Here is a 25,046-nt window from a genome sequence, read left to right on the forward strand (position 1 = left end):
TCCGGCGGCTGGTAGCCGCAAATAGCCTCGAACCATGATCATTCAAGCAGGCTTTGACCTCCAGATCCTTGTCCGCCCGCTCATTGTTCAGGAGGGAAGGGTCCTCCCCAAACTTGTGGTGATCGGCCTCGATGCCGACATGCAGCTGGACGGCATCAAGGTCGTCAGTGACGAGTTTGCAGGATCATTGATGCCTCATCACGAGGCGATCCTGGACTGGATGGACCTCGACTGGACCAGATATTTTGCCATTGCTCATGCAGGAATCTGGCCTGAAGGCGACTACTACTCCGAGTCTCCGATCCTCCGCGAGGCCAAAACGTTGAAAGCAACTGCGGCTCAGCGCGGGCTCCGAATGATCGGGCATTTTGGCCTGGACGAAACCGGATATATGTCTGACGGGCCACACTCGTACTTCGACCAGTACGGACTCAGCGCGGATCTCCCACCCACCATGTCCCACTGGGTGCATTCGAAGTACGGCAAATGTGACAATGAGCCCGAAACTCAATAAGACCTTTAGTTTCAAGGAGAGGCTGATCTGCAAACTAAAGTACTTGTTGGCTTCCAGACGCCACGTAGCCATTCCAGCACCGCTGGTGGTGGGGCTGACGTTGGTGACCGCCGATGAGGATCTCCAGTCCTTTGAGCCCGCGTCCACCCTGTGGTGAACAGGCCCTAAACTTGTCGGGTGCAATTCTCCCTTTGGCTCGCCCTCGCGGGCGCCGGCGTCCTGATCAGTTTCACGCCGGGCGCCGGTGCCATCAACACCATGAGCAACTCGCTGACGTCCGGATTCCGCCGCTCCATCTGGGGGATCCTTGGCCAGCAGGCAGCCCTGGTTGTCCACGTGGTGATCGTGGCGCTGGGCGTCGGCGTGCTGGTGGCAAGCTCCCCTGTGGCCTTCAATGTGATCCGTTACGCCGGAGCCGCTTACCTGGTGTATTTGGGCATACGTCAGTTCCTGAGCAAACCGGAACTGGACCAGGAACAGGCCGCCGCTCTCCGGAACGAGCCCGCCTGGTCAATGTTCCGGCGCGGCCTCTGGGTCAACCTGCTCAATCCGAAGGCCATCGTTTTCTTCCTCGCGTTTATGCCACAGTTCATCCGCCCGGAACAGCCGCTCCTGCCGCAGTATCTTGTGCTCACAGCCACCGTGGTGGTGATCGACATCCTGGTCATGTGGTTCTTCTTCGCCTTTGCCGCCAAATCCTTCCAGCGGTTCACGCACAACGCCCGTGGCCAGAACATCCTTAGCCGGATCTTCGGCGTGCTCTTTGTGGCGGTAGGCATCCTCCTCGCATTGATCCACTAGGCCTGGATCCACTGGCAAGCCTTCCGGCCGCAGATGTCTGACATTTTTGCCCGGAGCGTGGTCATGAAGTGGCCACCTGCCGGACATCAATGCCACGAAAATCGCGCGGCTTGCCGTCACGATCTTCCCTGCGCTGGTGGTCCTGGCAGGCGTCGCCGGATTCCTTATGCCGGCAGCGTTCCAGCCGCTGGGGCCCAGCGTCCCCTACCTGCTGGGCATCATCATGTTCTGCATGGGCCTGACCCTCACCCCGCCGGATTTTGCTTCAGTCGCGAAACGCCCGTGGGCAGTGGTCCTGGGCATCGTGGCGCACTATGTGATCATGCCCGGCGCGGGCTGGCTCATTGCCGTGGTGCTCCAGCTTCCGCCGGAGCTTGCCGTGGGCCTGATCCTGGTGGGCTGCGCACCATCCGGCACCGCCTCGAACGTTATGGCCTTCCTAGCCAAGGGGGAGGTGGCCCTCTCCGTAGCCGTCGCCTCGGTATCCACCCTGATCGCACCCGTGGTTACGCCGCTGCTGGTCCTATTCCTGGCCGGATCGTTCCTGGAAATCGACGCCGGGAGCATGGTCCTGGACATCGTCAAGACGGTGCTCCTGCCCGTCATCGCCGGGCTGCTGGCACGGCTGTTCTTCAAGAACCTCATCGCCAAGCTGCTGCCCACACTGCCCTGGGCATCCGCCGTCGTAATTTCCTTCATTGTTGCGATTGTTGTGGCGGGCAGCGCCTCCAAGATCCTGGCCGCGGGCGGCATTGTGTTCCTCGCGGTGGTCCTCCACAACGGCTTCGGCCTGGGCCTGGGCTACCTGGCCGGCAAGCTGGGCCGGCTGGACGATAAAGCACGCAGGGCCCTCGCCTTCGAAGTGGGCATGCAGAACTCCGGCTTGGCCGCCACGCTGGCCACCGCCCACTTCACCCCGCTGGCCGCACTGCCGTCCGCCGTTTTCTCGCTCTGGCACAACATCTCCGGCGCGATTGTGGAAGCATGGCTGGCGCGGCGAACGCTGCGTGACGCCTAGCGGGGCACCATTGAAGGCAGCCGCACGGACCTCATTCTTGACTGGGCTGGTCAATTTTCTTACGGGCCTGTCACGTCATGTGAATTTCGGCTGGCCAAGAATGCCCCCGGTCCCGCATGCTTAGCTCCATGAACTCATCGTCGAGCCCATACCGGATCATCGCTGTGTGCACGGGAAATATTTGCCGGTCTCCGATGGCCGAGATGATGCTGGCTGCGGCCTTCCAGGCCGCAGGGCTGGGCTCTGATGTGACAGTGGATTCGGCGGGAACTACCGGCTATGAGGCAGGGCGGCCCATCGATCCGCGCGCCGCCCGCCGGCTTGCCGCAACGCACCTGAGCTCAGAGCACCATATCGCCCGCGTCTGGCAGGCGGCGTGGTTCTGCGAGCGCGATCTCATCCTGGCACTGGACGTTGACCACTACGCCTGGCTGCGCGACGCCGCGCCGGACGCGCACTCCATGAACAAGGTCCGGATGCTCCGCAGCTTCGACCGCGCTGTCGTCGGCAGCGACCTCCTGGATCAGGGCATCGAGGATCCCTGGTACGGAGGCCATGCCGATTTTGACGCCGCCTGGGAACAGATCCGCGGCGCTGTGCCCGGCATCGTCGCGCACGTCCGCACGATCCTCGGCCAGGCGGCGCCGCGACAGCAGCTGATGCGGCAGCAGGTACGCTCTATTTCATGACCCCCGCACCTGTGATCATCGCCATTGACGGGCGATCCGGCGCAGGGAAAACCACTCTGGCCATCGAACTTGCCGCCCAGCTGCGGAACCATCACAAAGTCGCGCTCTTCCACCTTGAGGACATCTACCCGGGCTGGAATGGCCTCACCGCGGGCATCGAGCGCTACGTTTCCACCGTTCTCACGCCGTTGAGCCGCGCCGAGCCCGCCACTTGGACCAGCTGGGACTGGGACAGGCATTACGACGGCGACACCCGGGTCACGCTGCCCGCCGAGATCGTGATCATTGAGGGAGTGGGGGCGGCGGCTGCGGACGCCCGGCCCCTGCTGAGCGCTGTCATCTGGGCCGACTCGCCGGACGACACCCGCCGGAAGCGGGCCTTGGACCGCGACGGCGGCACGTATGAGCCGTTTTGGGACCAGTGGGCCGAGCAGGAGGAAGCCTGGCTCGCCGCCGACGACGTCCCCCACGAAGCCGACATCCGCGTCCTCAACAATGCCGACGGTTCCGCCACCGCCGACGTTATGCAGGCCCTCGCGTACCTGCCCGCCCTCGGACCGGCGCTTGGTCCCGAGCTTGCCGCCCGCCGCGGCCTCAGGCTGCGGGCCGAACGGCTGGACGCCAGGCCTGACGCCGCCGCCCTCTTCGAAAACCTCTACGGCGGCTCCGCGAACGCCGTCTGGCTGGACTCCTCCAACGCACCCCCGGAGCCGTCGCCCGCCACGGAGCCGTCGCCCGCCACCGAGCGCAGCCGCTTCAGCATCCTCGCGGACGACGGCGGGACGTACGGCCAGGCGGTGACGCACCGGTCGGGCGAAAGTGTCATCACGGCAGGCTCCGCCACGGCGCGCGTGCCAGGACCGTTCTTCCGCTGGCTGGACACCGTCTGGGGACGCCGGGCGGTCCGCACGCCGGAGGGCTACCCGGGCGACTTCACCCTGGGCTGGCTGGGCTGCCTGGGCTATGAGCTCAAGCGCGAAACCGGCGGAACCGACGTGGCGGCGCCTACTCCCGACGCGGCCCTCATCTTCGCGGGCCGGGCCGTCGTTTTGGACCACGTGGAAGGAACGGCCTGGCTCCTTGCCCTGGAAGCGCCGGACGCCGACCGCTGGCTGACCGACGCGCGCGCCGCCGTCGCCGAGGCCACGCCAAAAAACCCAGGCACCCCCATCCCAGGAACCCCAACCACCCACGCCGGCGGCAGCAACGGCGTCGTACGTCCCGTTGGGCCCGCGTTCGGCAGCCGCGACACGGAACTGTCCTACAAACAGAAAATCGCGGCCGCCCAGCACGAAATCCGTGAGGGCAACTCATACGAGGTGTGCCTGACCACCACGCTCACGGCCCGGCTGCCCGCCGCCGAGGCCGCCCCATGGCCCACGTATCTCGCGCTGCGGCGGAAGAATCCCGCGCCGTTCGCCAGCTACCTGCGGTTCGGCGGGCTGACTGTGGCCAGCACGTCGCCGGAGAGATTCCTGAGGATAACGTCCGACGGCGGCATGCGCGCCGAACCGATCAAGGGCACCCGCCGCAGGGGTTCTGATCCGGAGCGTGACAGGCGGCTTCGGGAGGACCTGGCGACCTCGCTGAAGGACCGCGCGGAAAACATCATGATTGTGGACCTGCTGCGGAACGACCTCAGCCACTTCGCGGAGCCCGGATCGGTGACGGTCAGCAGGCTGTGCGAGATCGAAAGCTACGCCACGGTGCACCAGATGGTCAGCACCATCGACGCGCGGCTCCTGCCCGGCTCGCCGCGGGCCGAGGCGGTGGCCGCATGTTTCCCGGCCGGTTCCATGACCGGCGCACCGAAAATCAGCACGATGGCCATCCTGGACCGGCTGGAGGAGGGCCCGCGCGGCCTGTATTCGGGCGCGATCGGCTACTTTTCCCTCAACGGGGCCACGGACCTGGCGGTGGCGATCCGCACGCTGGTAACCACGGCGGACGCCGGGGACGGCAGCGGACAACCGTCGACGGCGGAACTCACCCTCGGCGTCGGCGGCGCCATCACTGCCGACTCGGTGCCTGACGAGGAGTACGACGAAATCCGTGTGAAGGCGCACGGTGTGCTTTCCGCGCTGGGTGCGGAGTTCCCCACCGCCTGACCCCGCCCGGAGTTACTGGACGGTAGCCGTCAGCCGGGCCACGTTGTCGACGTACCGGGCCGCGAGGGGGCGCTGCAGCCAGTCCTCAAGCACGAGTTCGTTGGAAATGTCGCGGTACGTGTCTTCGACCGCGCGCATGTTGTTCACGGTTTCCGCGCCGAGCAGCATGACCGAGACCTCCATGTTCAGCGAGAAGGAGCGCATGTCCATGTTGCTGGAGCCCAGGACGGCCACTTCGTCGTCGATGGTGAAGTGCTTGGCGTGGAGCACAAAGGGCGCTTTGTAGAGGTAGATCCGGACGCCGGCTTCCAGCAGCGCCTCGTAATAGGAGCGCTGGGCGTGGTGGACCAGGAACTGATCGCCCTTCTCGGAAACGAATAGCTCCACGTCCACGCCCCGCTGGGCCGCTGTGGTGATGGCGTAGAGCAGGGAGTCATCGGGCACGAAATACGGGCTGCAGATGGAGATCCGGTGCTGGGCGGAGTAGATCAGGGTGTTGAAGAGGCGCAGGTTGTTTTCGGTGATGAACCCGGGACCACTGGGCACCACCTGGGCCGTGACGTTGCCCGGCTCGGGATTGGCCGGGAGCTGCAGCTGGTGTTCCAGGGACTCGTCGGTTTCACTCAGCCAGTCCGTGGCGAACACCACGTTGAGCGTGGGGACGATCGGTCCGCGCAGGCAGGCCATCAGCTCCACCCATTCGCGGCCGGCCTTGCGGTGTTTGGGGTTGTTGTAGGAGGGCTCGATCAGGTTCTGCGAGCCCGTGAAGGCAAGTTCGCCGTCGACCACCATGATCTTGCGGTGGTTCCGCAGGTCCGGGCGGCGCCACTGGCCGTGGATGGGCAGCACCGGGAGCATGCGCCTCCACTGGATCTTTCCCGCCCGCAGCCGTTTGAGCAGGTCGCGGTAACCTTTGACCCTGAGCGTGCCGATGTGGTCAAACAGGACGCGCACTTCAACGCCCCGCTCGGCGGCCTCCTCCAGCGCGGTCAGCAGGTCATCGGTGACGTGGTCCGAGCTCATGATGTAGAACTCGGCGTTGACGAACGTCCTGGCTTTACGCACGGCCTCGGTCATGGCCAGGATCGAGTCCGGATAGCCCGGAATGAGGTCCACGGAATTGCCGTCCACCATGGGGAGGGAGCCCAGCCGCCGGTTCAATTCACCGGCGGACGTCACCCATTCGGGCCCCTTGTATTCGCTGACGACGTCGGCGAGCGAAGAGATGCCGGACCGCACCCGGGTATTGATGATCTCCTGCTGCTGGCGGCGTCGGCTGGAGAGCTTGAAGTTTCCGAACAGCAGGAAAAGGATCAGGCCCAGGAACGGCACAAAGAAAATGCCCAGAAGCCAGGCCATAGCCGTGGTGGGGCGCCTGTTGCCGGGGATGATGCCGATGGCCAAAACCCGGATCACCAGGTCCGCAATGCTGAGCACCACCACCACCCACATCGGCGCGGTACCGACAAGCGAAACTGGCCACAGCACTGGCATACCCCCGGGTTGCGTGCACCCGCGGACCGGTTCCGGCGGGGGCAATGTCCACAGCTTAGCGGCGACCGGCCCTACTAAGCTGGAGCCATGACTTCTCCTGCGCCCGTGGTGCTCGTTTTCCTTGATCCCGCGTTCCCGGACGGCCGGCTGGCCGACGCTTCGCAGCCCCAGCTGATGGCCACGGACCAGGGCGCCACCCGCGGCGACGGCGTGTTCGAATCGATGCTTGCGGTGGGCGGCGCCGTCCGGAAGCTGCAGGCGCACCTTGACCGGCTCGGCGGGTCAGCGGACGCCCTGGACCTGGTGATCCCGGCGCAGGAGCCGTGGCGGGCGGCGATCGCCGCCGGCGTCGACGAGCACCGCACGCAGCACCCCGCGCCGTCGCCCGCCGAGGACGAACTGGTGGTCAAACTCGTGGTCACCCGCGGCCCGGAAGGCGCAAAGTCCCCCACGTGCTGGGTTCAGGTCTCCCCCGTAGGCGCCCTGGGACGCCGCCAGCGCGAAACAGGGATCGACGTCATCCTCCTGGACCGCGGCTACGACAGCGACGCGGCCGAACGTGCCCCCTGGCTGCTGCTCGGCGCCAAGACCCTGTCCTATGCCACGAACATGGCCGCCCTGCGGTACGCCCACAAACAGGGCGCCGACGACGTCATCTTCACGTCCTCCGATGGCCGGGTCCTGGAGGGCCCCACATCCACTGTGCTGCTGGCGCATCTGGAAACCTCCGACGACGGCGCCGGCGCCACCCGCACGGTGCGCCGGCTCATCACCCCGCAGCTGGACAGCGGGATCCTCCCCGGGACCTCCCAGGGGGCCCTGTTCGCGGCGGCCAAGGCAGCCGGCTGGGAGCTCGGGTACGGGCCGCTGGAACCGCAGGACCTGCTGGACGCCGACGCCGTGTGGCTGATTTCCAGCATCAGGCTGCTCGCGCCGGTGAACCACATTGACGGCAAAGAGATCGGGACCCCTGCCGTCCAGAAGCAGCTGACGGCCGAACTCAACGCATTGTTCGCCGGGATTCAGTAGGCGTTCCGGGACCACAGACCCACGCCCGCAGCATGGAAGCGGACGGCTGGATCAAGATCCACGACAACATCTTGGTGGGCCGATAGGAGCGGAGCAGACTGAGTCCGGATATCTTGCCGCCTTGTCATGCCTTATCGACTTTATGTGACAAGCGATTATCGGATACAAATCGATACTGAACCAGCAATTACTGGCTTGAATTGGATTACCGCATCTTTCATCGCAGGATTCTATTGTGAACGCATTCCATCAGTGGTTCACTAATGCCAGTGATCCCTGCTGGGGCGGGTGAACTCCCTCTCTGCCCGGCGGGGCACCCTGTTTTCACTGTGCCGTGAAAGCAGCCAGGCTGATGGAGGGCATCATTGTGAGTGCAGTTTCTTCGTCCCAGAATTTCAACCACGGGTTTCCCACGCCCGGACCCCAGGACCCCTCGCCGCAGAAGGTCATGGACCATGTGTTTTTCCTAAGCGAAGGGGAATGGAAAAACGTCCGTGAGGAAGAGCAATTCGACCACATCATCATCGGCAGTGGATTCTGCGGCTACGCCTTCGCCGAGCGGGCGCTGACGGTCAACCCACATGCGCGGATCCTGATCATCGAGCGGGGCCCGTTCTTCCTGCCCCAGCATTTCCAGAACCTGCCGCTGCCCTACCGGGAGACGCTGGGCGGACTCTCCGAGACGTTCCCCTGGACCCTGGCCGCCGCCACCGCCACCCAGCCCGCCGGCAAGATCTCCTGGCAGCACGGCATGGTCCCGTTCTACGGCGGCCGCTCCATCATGTGGAGTGCCTGGTGCCCCCGCCCGGAGGAAGACGAGATGCGGGGCTGGCCCCGCGCCGTCATGGACGCCGCCAAGGCCCACTTCACCACGGCGGAGGACCTGCTCAACGTCATCCCGGCCGACCAGATCGACGCCGGAGTGTCCGCCGACGTCGTCGATCTCATCAATAACACCCGACCGGTCTACGGGACCATGCAGAAGGCCCTGCAGGAACGGCTCGCCGCCGGCCTGCACAAGATCGACTCCGCCACCCGCTCCATGGCGGCACCTCTGGCGGCAGCGTCCGGCACCACCTCGGGCATCGACTTCGCGAAGTTCTCGACGCCGGCGGTGCTGCTCGAGCTTTCGGACAGGCAGCAGTTCCTTGCCTCGCAGGGCAAGGGCTCGCCGCTGCGCGTTGTCACGGACTGCACCGTGAAGTCCGTGATCCAGCAGGACGGCCGGGCCACTGCCCTGGATACGAGCCGCGGCGTGGTGAACATCGGCGACGCCAACCTGGTCCTGGCCATGGGCACGCTTCCCCCGGCCACGCTGGTGCTCAACTCCTTCCCCCGGGTCCCGGGGGCCGGCGAACACTTCAGCGCCCACTTCATCACCTCGGTGGTGGCCCGGGTCCCGCGCAAGGACTACGACTTCAGCGAAGCCCTCGGCGAGCTGGAACTGGCAGCCATCTACATGGCAGGCAAGAGCCCGGCCGGCATGCAGTACCACGTGCAGCTCTCCGTTCTCTCGGACCGGAAACCGGCCGCAAACGCCCAGAAGTCCGAGCGCTACGCCCCTGACGTGGTCGCCACGGCGTCCATGGCACAGCTGCTGTCCTCGGAGGATCACCTGGTGTTTGTCTGTGCGGTGCTCGGCGAGCTGGACGAATCGAATCCGGAGAACCACCTGCGCCTCTCCGGCGGCGCGGACACCACCACCAATGTGACCCTGCAGGTGCTGGCCAACGCCACCGACGACGCCACCTGGGACACCATGGACGAAGGCACCTTCCAGATGCTGGAGCGTGTGCTTTCCCCGGACGGGGCGAACCACGTGGAGTACTGGCACGGCGACCCGAACACCGGAAGCTGGGCCGCCGACCGTCCGGGGATCCCCGAACGCCGCGTCCCGGGCCTGGTGCACGAAAGCTCGAGCCTGCCGATCGGCGAGGAGGAGGACGCCGCCGTCGGGATCGACTACCGGCTCCGCGGCGTCGAGAACGTCTTTGTCTCCGGCGGCTCGCTTTGGCCCACCGGCGGCTCCTGGAACCCGACCATGACCATGGTGGCCCTGGCGCAGGATCTTGCCGAAAAGCTGGAGGCCGACGGCGGCGCGGGAGTTGCGCCGTGACCGCCGCCCAGGCGCTGGATCCGGCCGTCCTGCCGACGGTGCCACCGATGACCGTGGCCGATGTGCTGGACAAGCAGGACGGCGTCTACTGGGTGGTCAAGGACGCGAACTCGGTGTTCCTGTGGGTCAACCAGAACTTCGCCGATCTGGTGGGCATGAGCAAGGCCGAGCTGATCGGCCACCAGGACTCGCGCGCGGAACACGTGGCGCACGACAAGGAGGTCATGGCCAGCGGAAAGCCGCTGCTGAACTTCCACGAAACCATCGAAGTGCCCCTCAAGGACGGCGGCATGGTGAACGTGGACATCGTGACGCAGAAGGGTCTCCTGAGGTCCCTGGACACCGGTGCGATCATCGGGATCACGGTGTGCTTCTCGCTGGCGGATCCGCCCAGTGAGTGACATCGGCGCAGGCGGAACGGACTTGGGTGACTCGGACTTAGGTGGCCTATACGCAAAGGACTGGATCAAGCGGCTGGACATGACGCCGTCGGGGGTTGGCGGCTGGTTCGCATCGGCCATGGTGAGCAATGAGAACATTGCCGGCCCGGCACTGCCTCCGCGTTTCGGCGGCGGTGACCATCCTCTCTACAGCTCCAACTGGTACCTGCTGGAAGTCGGCGAAGTGCTGCAGCTGCACACGCTGAAGCAGGACGAGCTGTGGTTCTTCCATCTGGGCACGCCCATCCGGCTGCACGTCTTCTCGCAGGAGGACGGGTACTCGGAGACAGTATTCGGCCCGGATCCGGAGGCCGGCCAGATCCTGCACGGGGCAGCGCCGCACTCCACCTGGTTCGGCGCGGAACTGGCGGGGCCCGGGTTTGTGCTGGTCAGCTGCAGCCTGTCGCCGGGCTATGAGTCAACGGATTCGGCGAAACCGACGGCGGAGGAAGTAGGGGCGCTCGTGAGTGAGTTCCCTGGGCAGGCGGAGCTGATCCGGCGGCTGGCGGCGCAGTAAGGGACCCGGCAGGACGGGCGCCGATCCGGCGCCTGTCCTGCCGGGTCCCGCTCTGTCGGTATCATGAGTGCCTACACCGGGAGGCCACGTGACCGTTCGCAGTGCAGGGATACTGCTCTACCGGCGTGCCGGGGCCAGCGGGCTGGAAGTGTGGATAGCGCACATGGGCGGACCGTTCTGGGCCCGCAAACAAACCCAGTCCTGGTCGGTTCCCAAGGGCGAGTACCTTCCCGACGAAGATCCGCTGGCGGCCGCCCGGCGTGAGTTTGCCGAAGAGATCGGCACGCCGCCGCCAACTGCTGACTACTTTGAGCTGGGCGCTTTCAGGCAACCGTCGGGGAAGATCATCACGGTGTTCGCAGCGGAGTCTGACTTCCAGCCCGAACGGATTCTCAGCAACACCTTTCCGCTGGAGTGGCCCAAGGGATCCGGCATTATCCACGACTTTCCCGAGGTGGACGATGCCCGGTGGGTCACGGAAGATGAGGCCCGCAGCAAGCTGGTCAAGGGCCAGCTTCCCATCCTGGACGCCCTCAGGGGGCGGCTTGAATAGCATGGCACCGCTCGTCCCGGGCATCGGGATCCGGCTGCTGCGGCGGAGCGACGCGGCCGGCCTGAGCGAGGCCTACCTCCGCAACCGCCACCACCTCGCGGCGTGGGAACCGGAGCGGGACGACGCCTTCTTCACTCCCAGGCATCAACTGGAAATCATCCGGGCCAAGCTCGCGCAGAATTCCGTGGGCCAGGAAGTTCCGTGGGTCTTGGTGGACCACGACAATCCCGCTCACATCGTCGGCGCCGTCACCCTCACCGGCATCGTCCGTGGGCCGTTCCTCAACGCCAACCTCGGGTACTGGGTTGATTCCACGCTCAACCGGAGGGGCATCGGTTCCGCTGCTGTCCGCTTCGCCACGGAACACGCCCGGACAGGACTGGGCCTCCACCGGGTCCAGGCGGCAACGCTGCTCCACAATGTGCCCTCACGCAAGATCCTCAAACGCGCCGGGTTTCGGGAAATCGGCGTGGCGCCGCAGTACCTGAAGATCGCGGGCCGGTGGGAAGACCACCTGCTCCACCAAATAATCCTCCACTCGTGAAACCAAGGCAGCCGAAGCCATCGTACTTGAAGCCATGGCAACTGAAGCACCTCAAGGATGCACGTTGCAGCCCCTCAGCCTTCGCCTAAGCTGGCCTTAGGTACTCCTGAACCCACGCTCGAAAGGCACACCATGAGCAACGACGCTCACATCCCCGTCATCCTGGGCGGCGCCCGCACGCCTTTCGGCAAGTTCCGGGGCAGCCTCTCCGGGCTCACCTCCAGCGAGCTGGGTGCCCACGCCATCCGGAACGCACTGGAACGGTCCGGGGTGGCGCCGGAACAGATCCAGGCCGTCATCGTTGGCCAGGTTATCCAGGCGGGCGCTGGCCAGGGACCCGCCCGGCAAGCCAGCCTCGCGGCCGGCATCGGCTGGGACGTGCCCACCGTGACCATCAACAAACTCTGCCTGTCCGGCCTGACCGCCGTGATCGATGCCGCCCGGATGATCCGCGCGGGAGAAGCTGATTTCATTGTGGCGGCGGGCCAGGAATCCATGACCAACGCCCCGCACCTGCTCCCCCGGCTCCGAAGTGGCGTGGCGATCGGCGATGCGCCGCTACTGGATTCGGTGAACTTTGACGGCCTGCAGGACCCCGTTTCCGGCGAACTGATGGGCTCCGCCACCGACGCCGGGAACGCCCGCCTGGGCATCAGCCGCCAAGACCAGGACGCCGTCGCCGCCCTTTCGCACCAGCGGGCGGAGGCCGCTAGGGCGGCCGGCATCCTGGCCGAGGAGATCGCCCCGGTGGAGGTCCCGCAGCGCCGGGGACCCGCCGTCGTGATTGATGCCGACGAAGGCATCCGCGCCGGCACCACCATTGAGACGCTCGCGGCACTGAAGCCCGCCTTCTCCAAGGACCCGGCGGCCACCATCACCGCCGGTTCTGCCTCCCCGCTGTCGGACGGCGCTGCCGCCGTGGTGGTCGCCAGCAAGGCAGCAGCGGAAGCGGCCGGCCTCAGCTGGATCGCGGAGATCGGCAGCCACGGCCAGACCGCCGGCCCGGACGGATCCCTGCACTCCCAGCCGTCCCGCGCCATTGAGCGGGCCCTGAAACTGGAAGGGCTGACCATTGGCGACGTTGACCTCATTGAGATCAACGAAGCCTTCGCCTCGGTGGTACTGCAGTCCGCCAAAGACCTGGGGATCGACGCTGACAGGATCAACGCCGACGGCGGCGCGATCGCCTTGGGCCATCCGGTGGGCGCTTCCGGGGCCCGCCTCGTGCTGCATCAGGCACTCGCGCTGAACCGTCGCGGCGGCGGGACAGGTGTGGTTGCGTTGTGCGGCGGCGGTGGCCAAGGCGACGCCCTGATCCTCAGAGCCTGACCCCCGCTTCCAAAGCAACGCGGGGTCACTTAACGCCCCTTCGGAGCCGCCGGAGCGGCATTAAGTGACCCCGCGTTGCCGCGTAAAGGGCGCGCTGGCCAGAGTGGCTAAAAAAATTCTGTTGACGCTGGGTGTGACGCAGGCTACTCTTTTCCAAGAGTTATACGAATAACCCACATCACTAGAAGCCCAAGGAGGTGCTCATGGCTGGATTGCGGCCTAAGTCCGGACCCACGATGCATGATGTCGCTGCTGCGGCCGGCGTCTCGCAGGCCACCGTATCCCTGGTGCTGAACTCGGCCTCCGGCTCGCGTTTCTCCGAGGACACCCGGAAACGCGTTCGGGAGGCCGTAGACAAGCTGGGCTACCGCACCAACGCCCACGCCAAAACGCTTCGAGACGGTGTGGCCGGCATGATCGGATTCGTCGGGGACTCAGTTGCCACCTCGCCGTTTGCCGGCGCCATCATCGAAGGAGCCCAGGAACGCGCCTGGGAAGAGGGCCTTCTCCTGCTGACGATGAATACCAGCGGAGATAAAGCCCTTGAAGCCGCCTCGCTGGACGCCATGCTCTCCTACAAGGTGGCCGGCGTGGTTTACGGCGCCATGTACCACCGCCGCCTCGATGTTCCGGAGGCGCTGGCAGCCGTTCCATCAGTGGTGCTCAACTCCCAAGACCGGGCCGGCCGGATCCCCAGTGTCGCCCCGGATGAGGTGCGCGGTGGCTACACAGCCACCCGGCGCCTTCTCGATGCGGGGCATTCCCGAATAGCTCTCATCAACATCGAGACGCTGGAGAGCGGACTTCCTGCCGCCGTCGGGCGTTATGAGGGGTACCAGAAAGCGATGCACGATGCGGGCCTGGAGCCTGATCCCAGCATGATTCGCTTTGGCGGAGGCGGCGAGGAAGACGGCTACAAGTACGCGATGGAACTGCTCACCGGCAGCAAGCCACCCACCGCAATTTTCTGCGCGAACGACCGCGGTGCCTGGGGCGCCTACCAAGCGGTATCGGATCTGCGCCTCTCGATCCCCGCGGATGTCTCCATTGTGGGGTTCGACAATCAGGCCATCCTGGCGCCGCACCTGCGGCCCGGGCTGACCACCCTCGAGCTGCCGTTCGGCGCCATGGGCCGGCGCGCGGTGGAGCTCATCCTCCAAGGTGCGGAACCCGATGGCCGGGTCGAGCTCATGGACTGCCCCCTGATCGAACGGAACTCAGTGACCCATCCCAAGGAGATGCCATGAGCCGCACCATCCCGGCCCGACGTGGGCGTCCTGCTGCGGCACCGACGCCGCAGCGAAAAAATTCTCTTTCGCTGCGCCTGAAGAGAATTTCCCGGGCCTGGCAGTTATACGTATTACTAACCCCGGCGATCATTTACATTCTCGTCTTCAAGTACTGGCCGATGTACGGCGTGCAGATCGCGTTCAAAAACTACAACCCGGCGGACGGCTTCACGGACAGCCCTTGGGTGGGCCTGACGCACTTCATCAGGTTTGTGAACTCCTATCAGTTCGGCCAGGTGGTCGGCAACACCCTGTGGATCGCCGTCCTGGGCCTGCTGGTGGCCTTTCCCATCCCGATCATCCTCGCGCTGCTGGTCAACCAGCTCCAGAGCGAGAAGTTCAAGAAGTTCACCCAGACGGTGCTTTACTCGCCGGCATTTATCTCCACGGTGGTGGTGGTGGGAATCATGTTCGTGGTGCTCTCCCCGCGGTCCGGGCTGGTGAACAATGCCATCCAGCTGGGCGGCGGTGAGCCGATTTTCTTTATGGGATCGGCGGAGTGGTTCCGTCCCATTTACGTGATCTCGGATGTGTGGCAGAATGCCGGCTTCTCGATGATCGTGTACCTCGCGGCACTGGCGGCCATCGATCCGGCGCTCCACGATGCGGCAAAGGTCGACGGTGCTTCCAAGCTCCAGCGCATCCGGCACATTGACCTCCCGGGCATCATGCCGGTGGTGACCATCCTGTTCATCCTGGCCATCGGCAACCTGCTCAACGTCGGCTTCGAGAAGGCACTGCTGATGCAGACGCCCCTGAATATCTCGACCTCGGAGATCATCCAGACCTACGTTTACCACGCGGGCCTGCAGCAGGCGCAGTTCAGCTACTCGGCCGCCATCGGCCTGTTCAACTCCCTCCTCAACCTTGCGCTGCTCCTCGTCTTCAACACGATTGCGCGCCGGGCCAACCAAGCGACCCTGTGGTGATGCCGAAATGTCTCTGACAACCAACCCCCGCGCTACCGAGAACACGGTCCGGCCACTCAGCCAGGTCCGGCCCAAGCCGTCGCTGCGCGACAAATATGGTGATCGTGCCTTCAACATCGCCGCCAGCGCTGTCCTGCTGCTCTCCATTCTGGCCGTGGTGTATCCGCTGTACTTCATCGTCATCGCGTCCATCAGCGACCCGAACGCTGTCTACGAAGGAAAAGTCTGGCTGTTCCCGTCGGGCGTCACCACCGAAGGCTACGAACGGATCTTCGCAGACAGCCGCATCTGGAATGGCCTGGGGAACACCCTCCTCTATACGGTGCTGGGCACCGCCATCAGCGTCACCACCATCCTGTGCGGGGCGTACGCCTTGTCCCGCAAGGACATGCCTGGCCGCAAAATCCTGATGCTCCTGTTCGTCATCACCATGTTCTTCGACGGCGGTCTCATCACCAAGTACCTGGTGGTCCGTGACCTGGGCATGCTGGACACCGTCTGGGCAGTGGTCCTGCCCGGCGCGGTGGGTGTCTGGAACCTGATCATCGCCAGGTCCTTCTTCGAGCACACCATCCCGAACGAACTGCGCGAAGCCGCCCAGATGGACGGGGCAACCGACTTCAAGTTCTTCTTCAAGATGGTGCTCCCACTGTCCAAACCGCTGATCATGCTCATGATCATGGTCCACGTGGTGGCGCACTGGAACTCGTTCTTCGACGCACTGATCTTCCTCAACGACGACTCCAAATACCCCCTGCAGCTCGTCCTGCGGAACATCCTCATCCAGTCCGATGTCTCCTCCACCGGCACCACCGGCGGAGACATCGAATCCTATGCCGCCGCGCAAAGGATCGCAGAGCTCACCAAGTACGCCATGATCGTCGTCTCGAGCCTGCCCCTCATGATTGCCCTGCCATTCATGCAGAAGCACTTCACCAAGGGCGCCATGATTGGCGCCGTCAAGTAGCAGTCCCCCACGCTGCCCACCCCACCGGGCAGACGCCGTCGGGAATCATCAGCAACATTCCCCGCTCAAAATCCTCCCCCGGAAACTCCACCTTAGATAGGAATGACCATGGCATTTAGCCGCAATTATGCAGCGCTCGGCGCCCTCCTGGCCGGAGCGTTGACGTTCACCGCCTGCTCCGGCGGCGGTTCAGGCACCACGGAGATCAAGGACGCCTCCGCCGATTTCGGTTTCCAGGAAACAGGCTTTCCAATTGTCAGCCAGCAGCTCGACCTGACGTTCTCGGGCTCCAAGGCGGCCCTCGCCCCTGACTACAACACGATGACGGTTGTTAAGGAATGGGAAAAGGCCACCAACATCCATATCAACTGGGAAAATCTTCCCGACCCGGTCTTCCAGGAGAAAAAGAACCTGATCCTGGCCAGCGGTGACCTGCCGGATGCGTTCTTCAATACCGGCCTGACCGACGGCGAAATCGCCACCTACTCCGCCAGCGGCACCCTTATCCCGCTCGAAGGCCTGATCGAGAAGAACGCCCCCAATCTCTCGAAGTTGCTCTCCGAACGGCCGGACATCAAGGCAGCCATCACCTCCTCGGACGGGCACATCTACTCGCTGCCCTCGGTCGAAGAGCTTGGCTTGGTCCAGTTCCCGAACGAACTGATCATCAACACTTCCTGGTTGAAGAAGCTCAACATCCCCATGCCGAAGACCGTTGATGAGTTCCACGACGCCCTGCTCGCATTCAAGACACAGGACGCATCGGGCACCGGCAAAACCATCCCGTTGAGCTTCCGGCCCGGCGGCTGGACCGGCGACATCGTTGACCTGATCGCGGCCCTTGGCGGAGTTCCGGACAACATGGACCACCGCATCGTCCAGGACGACAGAGTCATCTTCACCGCCACCCAGGACGGCTACAAAAAAGCCCTTGCCACCCTCCACGAGTGGTACAAGGAAGGCCTGATCGACCCCGAGTCCTTCTCCCAGGATGACAAGGCGTACCTGGCCAAGGGCAAGGCCGCCACGGAAAACCTCGGCTCCTTCGTCTGGTGGGAAATCCCCGAAATGGTCGGAGCGGACCGCGCCAACAACTACGCCATCGCCCCCGTCCTGGAAGGCGTGGACGGCAAGCGCATCGCCAGCCAGTCCAACAACCAGGAGATCGCCCGCGGAGCGTTCGCCATCACCCGGGCCAACAAGTACCCGGCCGCGACCATGCGCTGGGCGGACAACCTTTACGATCCCATCCAGTCAGCCCAGGCCAACTGGGGACCGATCGGCGAGACCCTGCAGAAGGACGCCAACGGCCTACTAGTGCAGATCCCTGCAGCGGCCGGAACCAGCGAAGGCGAACGCCGCCAGAAGGTCGCCCCGGGCGGCCCGAAGGCAAACACCGCTGAGAACTTCAAGACCGTCGTCGCTCCCGAGCCCCGCGCAGCGGAACGCCAGAAGACCGTCAACGAACTCTACAAGCCCTTCGCCGGCAACGACGGCTATCCCCCGGTGGCCCTCTCCAACGAAGAACTGCAGCAGATCAGCACCATCCAGACGGACATCACCTCCCTCGTGAAGCAGAACATGGCCAAGTGGATCGTCTCCGGCGGCATCGAGCAGGAATGGGACGGCTACGTCTCCCAACTCAAGAACGTCGGCGTCGACAAAATGATCGAGGTCTACCAGCAGGCCTACGACCGCTACAAGAAGAACTCCTAGCTGCGGAGATGGTGGCCGGCGCCCTTGCGCCGGCCACCATGCACCAGCCACCCTGCGCCGGCCACCATGCAGAGCCGGTTGCTGCCGGATCGACCCATTGATGCCACTCCTGCCAAGAAATGAGAAGCCACCTACATGACTGCCGCGACCACCACGACAGCCGACACCTTCCGGCCGGCCCTGCACTACGCTGCCCGCAATACCTGGCTCAATGACCCCAACGGCCTGATTTACCACGATGGCGTCTATCACCTCTACTACCAGAACAATCCGCTGGGCAACGTGTGGGGAAACCTGTCCTGGGGTCACGCCACCTCCACCGACCTGCTCACCTGGACCGAGCACCCGGTGGCCATCTCGTGCGACGAAAACGAAGACATCTTTTCCGGCAGCATCGTCTTTGACCGGGACAACACCAGCGGCTTCGGCAGCGGCTCCGTGGCGCCGCTTGTGGCCGTGTACACCAGCTATTTCAAAGAAGGCTCGGCGCATGTTGGCCTGCAGGCTCAGTCCCTGGCCTACAGCCTGGACGGCGGCTACACCTGGACTAAACACACGGATAATCCCGTCCTCAACCGGGGATCGGCCGAGTTCCGTGATCCGAAGGTCATCAGGTACGACGGCGACGGTGGCAGTTACTGGATTATGCTCGCCGTCGAAGCAAAGGACTTCCAGGTGGTCCTGTACAAGTCCGATGACCTGAAGAACTGGGAGTTCCTCAGCACCTTCGGCCCGGCCAACGCCACGGGCGGCGTCTGGGAGTGCCCGGACCTGTTCCCCCTGCCTGTGGACGGCGACCCTGAAAACCTCAAATGGGTCCTGGTTGTGAACCTCAACCCCGGCGGACCCAACAACGGCTCGGCCGGCCAATACTTCGTCGGCGACTTCGACGGCGCCACGTTCACGTCCGCCACCACCGTCACCGAAGGCCTCCAGGACCCTGACCGGTTGGGCGAGTACCAGTGGCTGGACTGGGGCCGGGACTACTACGCCGCGGTCTCTTTCAGTGACGTCCCGGACAACCGCCGCCTCATGATCGGGTGGATGAACAACTGGCAATACGCAAACCAGATCCCAACATCGCCCTGGCGCAGCCCCATGACCCTGGTCCGCGAAATATCACTCGGTACGGTAGACGGGAACCTCCGCCTTGCCCAGCACGCTGCGGGTGATTGGGCAGCGCTGGCCGGCGCGTCCACGACCCTCAGCCTCACGGAAACCGCCATTGCTCCAGGCAGCCAGGTATTGGCCGGGGCGGGCGGCGCAGTCCAGCGCATCGACGTCACCTTCACACCGGGAAGTGCGGAGGAATTCGGCCTCATTCTCCGCGGCAACGGCACCGAGGGAACACGCGTCGGCATCAGGCCCGCTGAAGGCTCCCTGATCATCGACCGGCGCGAATCCGGGCAGGCCGACTTCCACGAATCCTTCCCGTCCATCGACACCGCCCCCATCCGGGCAACGGACGGATCCTACGGGCTCGCGATCTTCGTGGACCGCTGCTCCGTTGAAGTCTTTGCCCAAGGCGGCCAGGTCACCATGACCGATTTGATCTTCCCGGCAGAAACCAGCACGGACATCGCCGTCTACGCCACCGGGGGCACCGCCACTCTGAAAGACCTCACCGCAACCGTCTACGGCTGAAGCAGCGGAAGGCAGCAGAACCACACCGAAAGACAACCCACCCCTCACCCACTGTCCTGTGGGCAACGTTGTGCTGCCTAAAAACAACGTGGCCCATGGGGTACGCGCACCGAAGGGCGTCATCAGAAGATGAAGAAAACGATTACCCGCAGGACCGTTTCTGTGCTGACCTTGGCCGGACTCACGCTCGCCGCGGCCATGGCAGGTTCCCTCCCGGCCTCGGCCGCTACCAGCCCCGGCGACGAGCAGTACCGGCCAGCCATCCATTTCACGCCGGAAAAGAACTGGATGAATGACCCCAACGGAATGGTCTTCCACAAGGGCGTCTATCACCTGTACTACCAGCACAACCCGTACGGCAGCACGTGGGGAAACCTGTCTTGGGGGCACGCAACATCCAAGGACCTTGTCCACTGGGAAGAACAGCCGCTCGCGATCTCCACCGACGCGCAGGAAGATATCTTCTCCGGCAGCGTCGTCGTGGACACCAACAACACATCAGCTTTCGGGAGCATCGATAACCCGCCCTTGATCGCGATCTACACGAGCGCCTTTAAAGCGGGCACGCCATACAGTGGCCTGCAAGCCCGGCCGTCCTGGCCGTAGGCGCGTGGATCCAGATCGGCCGGACAAACGCAGCCAGCCCGAACGCCGGGGTGGATCTGAATCTTGACTCGATCACCGCCGTCGTGATTGGCGGAACCAGCCTCTTCGGCGGGCGCGGCTCCGTGTGGGGAACCCTTTTGGGCGCCTTGATCGTGGGCGTGTTCCGCAACGGGCTATCCCTGGCAGGCCTCGACGTGCTGTAGACCCTTGCAGTGGGCGTCCTCATCATCCTCGCTGTGTCCATCGACCAGTGGATCCGAAAGGTTAAGTCATGACCGCCACCCACTTGGAGCCGGCCAACACCGAGGTCCGCCAGCTCATCCTGCAGGCCCGGAACCTCGTCAAGACTTTCGGCAGGGTGGTGGGTCTGGACGGCGTCAGCCTGGACCTATACCCCGGCGAAGTCCTCGCGATCATCGGTGACAACGGCGCCGGCAAATCAACGCTGATCAAGTGCCTCACCGGAGCAGAGGTCCCGGACTCCGGCGAGCTCTTTGTCTCTGGACAGCCGGTCCACTTCAAACGCCCGCAGGACGCCCGCGCCCACGGCATCGAGACGGTGTACCAGAACCTCGCTGTTTCACCGGCGCTCGATGTGGCTTCAAACTTGTTCCTGGGCCGGGAAGAACGCGTGCCCGGTTCGCTGGGAAAGATCTTCCGGGTCCTCGACACCAAAGGCATGCGCACAAAGGCAAAGCAGGAGCTGACCCGGCTGGGCATCTCCACCCTCCAGGACGTGACAGTGCCAGTGGAGAACCTGTCCGGCGGCCAGCGCCAGGCCGTCGCCGTGGCCCGCGCGGCGGCATTCGGTTCAAAGGTTGTGGTCCTGGATGAGCCGACGGCGGCACTCGGCGTGCGTGAATCCAATCAGGTCCTGCAACTGGTGCGGGATCTCCGGGACCGTGGACTGCCGGTCATCCTGATCAGCCACAACATGCCCCACGTGTTTGACGTGGCGGATCGGATCCACATCCAGCGCCTCGGCAAATGCGCGGCCACCATCACACCGCAATCCCACACCATGACTGACGCCGTCGCCATCATGACAGGTGCAGCCACGGCCTGATCGGCGGACTGTGTCCCTGCAAATACTCCGTCCGCGGGCCCGTGACAAGGCCCGCGGACGGAGCCATGAAAGGTCCCTCCATGCTCAAGACCCACTCCAGTGCTGCTTCCCCGGCCATCCCTGACGTCATTGTCATCGGCGAAGCGCTAACCGACGTCGTCCCCGCCCCGGACGGAAACGTCGAGTACCCGGGCGGATCGCCGATGAACGTGGCCTACGGCCTTGGCCGGCTCGGCATCAGCACAGCGCTCCTGACCTCCATTGGCGACGACCACCGCGGCGCCGCGATCGAAGCTCACCTGTCCAGCGCCGGCGTCGCGCTCCTTCCCGGTTCCACGTCCCAGGCCCGCACGTCCTCCGCCACCGCCACCCTGGCTGCCGACGGTTCCGCAGAGTACCGCTTCGACATCCGCTGGGACCTCCCGCCCATCGCTCTGCCTTTTCTCCCCAAGGTGCTGCACACAGGTTCGATTGCCACTTTCCTGGCTCCAGGCGCGGCCGCCGTTAAGGCACTCCTGGAGCAATCCCACCGTGCGTGCCTGGTCACGTACGATCCCAACATCCGGCCGGCGCTCCTGGGCAGCCAGGCCGAAGCCCGGTCGATTTTTGAGGGACTCGTTCCACTCACAGACGTGGTCAAGCTCAGTGATGAAGACGCCCGCTGGCTCTACCCGGCACTGGATCCCGAGGCCGCCGCAGCCCGGATCCTGAGCCTCGGCGCGGGACTGGCCGTGGTCACCTGCGGCTCCGCGGGGTCACTGCTGGCATCTCCGGCGGCGAAAGTTCACGTCCCCGCGAACACCTCGGTGGTTGCGGACACCATCGGAGCCGGGGACTCCTACATGGCGGCACTCATTTACGGTCTGCTGGCCCGCGGGACGGACGGCCTGGCCCCGGCGGTGATGGAATCCCTCGGGCGTACGGCTTCACACGCCGCGGCAATTACGGTCCGCCGGACGGGCGCCAACCCGCCCACTCTGGCGGAACTCCACCACATGCTCACCCCCGTCAGCCGGCCATAGCGTCACGGGGCAAGCACCGTGAGCGGCACCAGGCGCTCCGCGCAGGCCACCCGGACCAGGGTCTGCGGCCCCTGTGCCGCCCGGTTGTTCACCCCGGTGTCGTCGCACCAGTCCAGGTTGTAGGGGTAGGCGGTGACCCCGGCTTCCCCGGGAGCCATGCCCGCCGGGACGGTGAACACAAAAGAGAACGCGCCGTCGTCGGACATTGGAGCGAGCTCTTCCAGCACCTTGGTGCCGTACGGATCGAGGAATTCCACCTGGATCTGCGCGTCCGCCCCGTAGCGGGCATCGCAGGTGGTGTCCGGGGCACTGACGGTGACCCGGTCGCCGGGTTTGGCGGCGGCCGGCGAGACGGAAAACTCCGGCGGCATGCAGGGCGGCGGCGCGAAAATGTTCCGGCAGCTTGTCGCCCCCACCAGCACCGGCACGGCGCACAGCGCCACGGCCAAAACGCGCGCCCAGGCGCCCGTCAGTGAACGCCCCCGAACCTTCCCCATGACCCGATTGTCCCGTCAGCGCGGGGGTTACGGAAGCACGGCGGGGTCACGGAAGCGCGCGTTGGTTACGGAAGATGACGACGGCGGCACCGCAGCCGGGCGGGCCGGGTGCTACGTTTTTGGGGAGTAATGAGAACCGGCGCCAAGCCCTGACTGGCCGGTCGGCAACCCTCCCTTTCGCGGCGGGGTGCCTCAGGTGAATACTCGGCATATCGACCCATTCGAGCTGCAAGCGTGAAAGAAGGAGATCCGTCGTGTCTGACGCACCTGCCCGTGAAGAGAAACTGTCCTACCGGCTCATTACCGGGCCGGATGACCGGACGTTCTGTGAACGGATTTCCGCTGCCCTCACCGAAGGCTATGTGCTGCACGGCAGCCCGGCAGCAACGTTTAACGGCTCCGCCGTGATTGTGGCCCAGGCCTTGGTCCTCCCGATTGCCATTGCCAGCGCGGACGCCGCAGTTGCCACCGCAGTAGGGGACATTGAATTCTCCGGCGAGGGCCACGCGTGAGCTACGCCGGAGACCTCACCCCGCAGCAGGCCTGGGCCAAACTCGAACAGGGCGCCATCCTGGTGGATGTCCGCACCGAAGGCGAATGGGCCCACATCGGCATCCCCGACACCAAGGCCACCGACAACGATCCCCTGTTCATTTCGTGGACGTTCCCCGGCGGCATTCCGAACCCGGCTTTCCTCACCGACCTGGCGCAGCAGGCGCCGGAGGACGACGGCACGGAGCTGGTTTTCCTCTGCCGCTCGGGCCAGCGCTCCATCGCCGCCGCCATCGCCGCGACGCAGGCCGGCTTCACCTCCTACAACGTCCTGGAGGGTTTCGAAGGCGAGCCGGACCGCTACGGCGAGCGCACCGTCAACGGCTGGAAGAACCGCGGCCTGCCCACCAACCTGGGAATAGCCAAGTGAGCTTCAACGAAGACGCCGCCGGCTGGAGCGCGGAGACGCAGGCGGTCCGCGGCGGCCTGGACCGCACCAACTTCCAGGAGACCACCGAGCCGGTCTTTCTGAACTCGGGCTTCGTCTACGAGTCCGCTGCCGCCGCCGAGCGCGCCTTCACCGGCGAGGACGAACGCTTCGTCTACTCCCGCTACGGCAACCCGTCCGTGGCCACCTTCCAGGAACGCCTCCGCCTGCTCGAAGGCACCGAGGCGTGCTTTGCGACGGCGTCGGGTATGTCAGCGGTGTTCACCGCCCTAGGTGCCCTGTTGGCGGCCGGGGACCGGGTGGTCGCAGCGCGTTCACTGTTCGGTTCCTGCTTTGTGATCCTCAACGAGATCCTGCCGCGCTGGGGTGTGGAAACCGTGTTCGTTGACGGCCCGGACCTCGAGCAATGGCGCGCTGCCCTGTCGGAGCCCACCACGGCCGTGTTCTTCGAATCGCCGTCCAACCCGATGCAGGAAATCGTGGACATCGCCGCGGTCAGCGAGCTGGCGCACGCCGCCGGGGCCACCGTCGTCGTCGACAATGTCTTTGCCACTCCCCTGCTGCAGCGCTGCGGCCAGCTGGGCGCGGACGTGATTGTGTACTCCGGCACCAAGCACATCGACGGCCAGGGACGTGTCCTGGGCGGCGCCATCCTGGGCACCAAGGAGTTCATCGACGGCCCCGTCAAGCAGCTCATGCGGCACACCGGCCCGGCCCTCTCCGCGTTCAACGCCTGGGTGCTCACCAAGGGCCTGGAAACCATGGCGCTGCGCGTGAACCACTCCTCCGCGTCCGCGCTGCGGCTGGCCACATGGCTCGAACAGCAGCCGGCGGTCGGCTGGGTCAAGTACCCGCTGCTCAAGTCCCACCCTCAGTACGAGCTCGCCGCCAAGCAGATGAAGGCCGGCGGCACCGTCCTCACGTTGGAACTTGCGACGACGGGTGGCCGCTCGGGCAAGGAAGCCGCCTTTGCGCTGCTGGACGCCTTGCGGATCATCGACATCTCCAACAACCTGGGCGATGCGAAGTCCCTCATCACGCATCCGGCCACCACCACGCACCGCGCCATGGGTCCCGAGGGCCGCGCCGCCATCGGCCTCAGCGACGGCGTGGTGCGGCTGTCCGTGGGTCTGGAGAACGTGGACGACCTCATCGGCGACCTGGAGCAGGCCCTCAAGCACATCTGACCCTGCGTGGCCTGGTTCTGATTGGCGCGAA

25 protein-coding genes, 1 pseudogene and 1 riboswitch are annotated in these 25,046 nt (G+C 65.0%); of the genes and pseudogenes, 24 read left to right on the top strand and 2 right to left on the bottom strand.

All coding sequences use genetic code 11. The features are described 5' to 3' along the window. The first annotated feature begins 34 nt into the window (after window positions 1-34). The 5 genes from AC3IT0_RS20940 (at window position 35) to AC3IT0_RS20960 (ending at window position 5,130) form a co-directional block, all read left to right on the top strand. Window positions 35-514 (top strand): hypothetical protein, encoded by a 480-nt coding sequence (locus AC3IT0_RS20940; RefSeq protein WP_489321565.1) that lies wholly within the window; start codon window positions 35-37, stop codon window positions 512-514. A gap of 177 nt (window positions 515-691) precedes the next feature. Further along, window positions 692-1,315, top strand: coding sequence for a LysE family transporter (locus AC3IT0_RS20945; RefSeq protein WP_489321566.1), 624 nt, complete (start codon window positions 692-694; stop codon window positions 1,313-1,315). Between the two features lie 76 nt (window positions 1,316-1,391). Beyond that, on the top strand, window positions 1,392-2,333 hold the full coding sequence (locus AC3IT0_RS20950; protein WP_489323859.1) for a bile acid:sodium symporter family protein: 942 nt from the start codon (window positions 1,392-1,394) through the stop codon (window positions 2,331-2,333). Window positions 2,334-2,461: 128 nt separating this feature from the next. After that, window positions 2,462-3,022: a low molecular weight protein-tyrosine-phosphatase gene (locus AC3IT0_RS20955; protein ID WP_489321567.1), complete on the top strand. Its 561-nt coding sequence runs from the start codon at window positions 2,462-2,464 to the stop codon at window positions 3,020-3,022. Then, window positions 3,019-5,130: a chorismate-binding protein gene (locus tag AC3IT0_RS20960; RefSeq protein WP_489321568.1), complete on the top strand. Its 2,112-nt coding sequence runs from the start codon at window positions 3,019-3,021 to the stop codon at window positions 5,128-5,130. Before AC3IT0_RS20955 ends, AC3IT0_RS20960 begins: the two co-directional genes overlap by 4 nt. Window positions 5,131-5,142: 12 nt before the next feature. On the opposite strand, the gene cls is transcribed toward AC3IT0_RS20960, so the two are convergent. Beyond that, window positions 5,143-6,582 (bottom strand): cardiolipin synthase, encoded by a 1,440-nt coding sequence (gene cls, locus AC3IT0_RS20965; protein ID WP_489323860.1) that lies wholly within the window; start codon window positions 6,580-6,582, stop codon window positions 5,143-5,145. Window positions 6,583-6,711: 129 nt separating this feature from the next. Here cls and AC3IT0_RS20970 point away from each other — a divergent pair, with 129 nt between their 5' ends. The 16 genes and pseudogenes from AC3IT0_RS20970 to AC3IT0_RS21045 all read left to right on the top strand — a co-directional run bounded on the left by AC3IT0_RS20970 (window position 6,712) and on the right by AC3IT0_RS21045 (window position 22,391). Next, window positions 6,712-7,653: an aminodeoxychorismate lyase gene (locus tag AC3IT0_RS20970; RefSeq protein WP_489321569.1), complete on the top strand. Its 942-nt coding sequence runs from the start codon at window positions 6,712-6,714 to the stop codon at window positions 7,651-7,653. A 367-nt stretch (window positions 7,654-8,020) separates the two neighbouring features. Continuing rightward, window positions 8,021-9,769, top strand: coding sequence for a GMC oxidoreductase (locus AC3IT0_RS20975; protein WP_489321570.1), 1,749 nt, complete (start codon window positions 8,021-8,023; stop codon window positions 9,767-9,769). Further along, complete coding sequence (locus tag AC3IT0_RS20980; RefSeq protein WP_489321571.1) at window positions 9,766-10,170, top strand: PAS domain-containing protein; 405 nt, start codon at window positions 9,766-9,768, stop codon at window positions 10,168-10,170. The genes AC3IT0_RS20975 and AC3IT0_RS20980 overlap by 4 nt, the downstream gene beginning before the upstream one ends. After that, window positions 10,163-10,726 (top strand): cupin domain-containing protein, encoded by a 564-nt coding sequence (locus AC3IT0_RS20985; protein WP_489321572.1) that lies wholly within the window; start codon window positions 10,163-10,165, stop codon window positions 10,724-10,726. The genes AC3IT0_RS20980 and AC3IT0_RS20985 overlap by 8 nt, the downstream gene beginning before the upstream one ends. 88 nt (window positions 10,727-10,814) lie before the next feature. Beyond that, window positions 10,815-11,279: an NUDIX hydrolase gene (locus tag AC3IT0_RS20990; RefSeq protein ID WP_489321573.1), complete on the top strand. Its 465-nt coding sequence runs from the start codon at window positions 10,815-10,817 to the stop codon at window positions 11,277-11,279. 1 nt (window position 11,280) lies between these two features. After that, window positions 11,281-11,823: a GNAT family N-acetyltransferase gene (locus tag AC3IT0_RS20995; RefSeq protein ID WP_489323861.1), complete on the top strand. Its 543-nt coding sequence runs from the start codon at window positions 11,281-11,283 to the stop codon at window positions 11,821-11,823. A gap of 132 nt (window positions 11,824-11,955) precedes the next feature. Continuing rightward, window positions 11,956-13,152: an acetyl-CoA C-acetyltransferase gene (locus AC3IT0_RS21000; RefSeq protein WP_489321574.1), complete on the top strand. Its 1,197-nt coding sequence runs from the start codon at window positions 11,956-11,958 to the stop codon at window positions 13,150-13,152. A 203-nt stretch (window positions 13,153-13,355) separates the two neighbouring features. Then, window positions 13,356-14,399 carry a LacI family DNA-binding transcriptional regulator gene (locus tag AC3IT0_RS21005; RefSeq protein ID WP_489321575.1) on the top strand — a complete coding sequence of 348 codons (1,044 nt, stop codon included), beginning with the start codon at window positions 13,356-13,358 and terminating at the stop codon, window positions 14,397-14,399. Then, on the top strand, window positions 14,396-15,370 hold the full coding sequence (locus AC3IT0_RS21010) for an ABC transporter permease (RefSeq protein WP_489321576.1): 975 nt from the start codon (window positions 14,396-14,398) through the stop codon (window positions 15,368-15,370). Before AC3IT0_RS21005 ends, AC3IT0_RS21010 begins: the two co-directional genes overlap by 4 nt. Before the next feature lie 7 nt (window positions 15,371-15,377). Continuing rightward, window positions 15,378-16,337, top strand: coding sequence for a carbohydrate ABC transporter permease (locus AC3IT0_RS21015; RefSeq protein ID WP_489321577.1), 960 nt, complete (start codon window positions 15,378-15,380; stop codon window positions 16,335-16,337). 108 nt (window positions 16,338-16,445) lie between these two features. Then, window positions 16,446-18,053 (top strand): ABC transporter substrate-binding protein, encoded by a 1,608-nt coding sequence (locus AC3IT0_RS21020; protein ID WP_489321578.1) that lies wholly within the window; start codon window positions 16,446-16,448, stop codon window positions 18,051-18,053. Window positions 18,054-18,188: 135 nt separating this feature from the next. Next, window positions 18,189-19,697, top strand: coding sequence for a glycoside hydrolase family 32 protein (locus tag AC3IT0_RS21025; protein ID WP_489321579.1), 1,509 nt, complete (start codon window positions 18,189-18,191; stop codon window positions 19,695-19,697). Window positions 19,698-19,826: 129 nt separating this feature from the next. Then, window positions 19,827-20,303, top strand: a complete 477-nt coding sequence (locus tag AC3IT0_RS21030) for a glycoside hydrolase family 32 protein (RefSeq protein WP_489321580.1) — start codon at window positions 19,827-19,829, stop codon at window positions 20,301-20,303. Further along, a pseudogene (locus AC3IT0_RS21035) lies at window positions 20,279-20,578 on the top strand (ABC transporter permease); the annotation flags it as partial. The gene AC3IT0_RS21030 and the pseudogene AC3IT0_RS21035, both read left to right, overlap by 25 nt. Further along, window positions 20,575-21,369 carry an ATP-binding cassette domain-containing protein gene (locus AC3IT0_RS21040; RefSeq protein ID WP_489321581.1) on the top strand — a complete coding sequence of 265 codons (795 nt, stop codon included), beginning with the start codon at window positions 20,575-20,577 and terminating at the stop codon, window positions 21,367-21,369. The pseudogene AC3IT0_RS21035 and the gene AC3IT0_RS21040, both read left to right, overlap by 4 nt. 80 nt (window positions 21,370-21,449) lie before the next feature. Beyond that, the gene (locus AC3IT0_RS21045; protein ID WP_489321582.1) at window positions 21,450-22,391 is read left to right on the top strand and encodes a carbohydrate kinase family protein; all 942 of its coding nucleotides are present in this window, start codon (window positions 21,450-21,452) and stop codon (window positions 22,389-22,391) included. Between the two features lie 2 nt (window positions 22,392-22,393). On the opposite strand, the gene AC3IT0_RS21050 is transcribed toward AC3IT0_RS21045, so the two are convergent. After that, complete coding sequence (locus AC3IT0_RS21050) at window positions 22,394-22,888, bottom strand: hypothetical protein (RefSeq protein ID WP_489321583.1); 495 nt, start codon at window positions 22,886-22,888, stop codon at window positions 22,394-22,396. Window positions 22,889-23,013: 125 nt separating this feature from the next. Continuing rightward, window positions 23,014-23,129: riboswitch (SAM riboswitch) on the top strand. 13 nt (window positions 23,130-23,142) lie between these two features. On the opposite strand from AC3IT0_RS21050, the gene AC3IT0_RS21055 reads away from it, so the two are divergent. Genes AC3IT0_RS21055 through AC3IT0_RS21065 form a run of 3 tightly spaced genes read left to right on the top strand, consistent with a single transcriptional unit; the run spans window position 23,143 to window position 25,015 of the window. Continuing rightward, window positions 23,143-23,400 carry a DUF1737 domain-containing protein gene (locus AC3IT0_RS21055; protein ID WP_489321584.1) on the top strand — a complete coding sequence of 86 codons (258 nt, stop codon included), beginning with the start codon at window positions 23,143-23,145 and terminating at the stop codon, window positions 23,398-23,400. Next, complete coding sequence (locus AC3IT0_RS21060; protein ID WP_489321585.1) at window positions 23,397-23,810, top strand: rhodanese-like domain-containing protein; 414 nt, start codon at window positions 23,397-23,399, stop codon at window positions 23,808-23,810. Before AC3IT0_RS21055 ends, AC3IT0_RS21060 begins: the two co-directional genes overlap by 4 nt. Beyond that, the gene (locus tag AC3IT0_RS21065) at window positions 23,807-25,015 is read left to right on the top strand and encodes an O-succinylhomoserine sulfhydrylase (protein WP_489321586.1); all 1,209 of its coding nucleotides are present in this window, start codon (window positions 23,807-23,809) and stop codon (window positions 25,013-25,015) included. Before AC3IT0_RS21060 ends, AC3IT0_RS21065 begins: the two co-directional genes overlap by 4 nt. Window positions 25,016-25,046 lie beyond the last annotated feature (31 nt).

The sequence above is a fragment of the Pseudarthrobacter sp. KH_020_B genome (assembly GCF_057840185.1).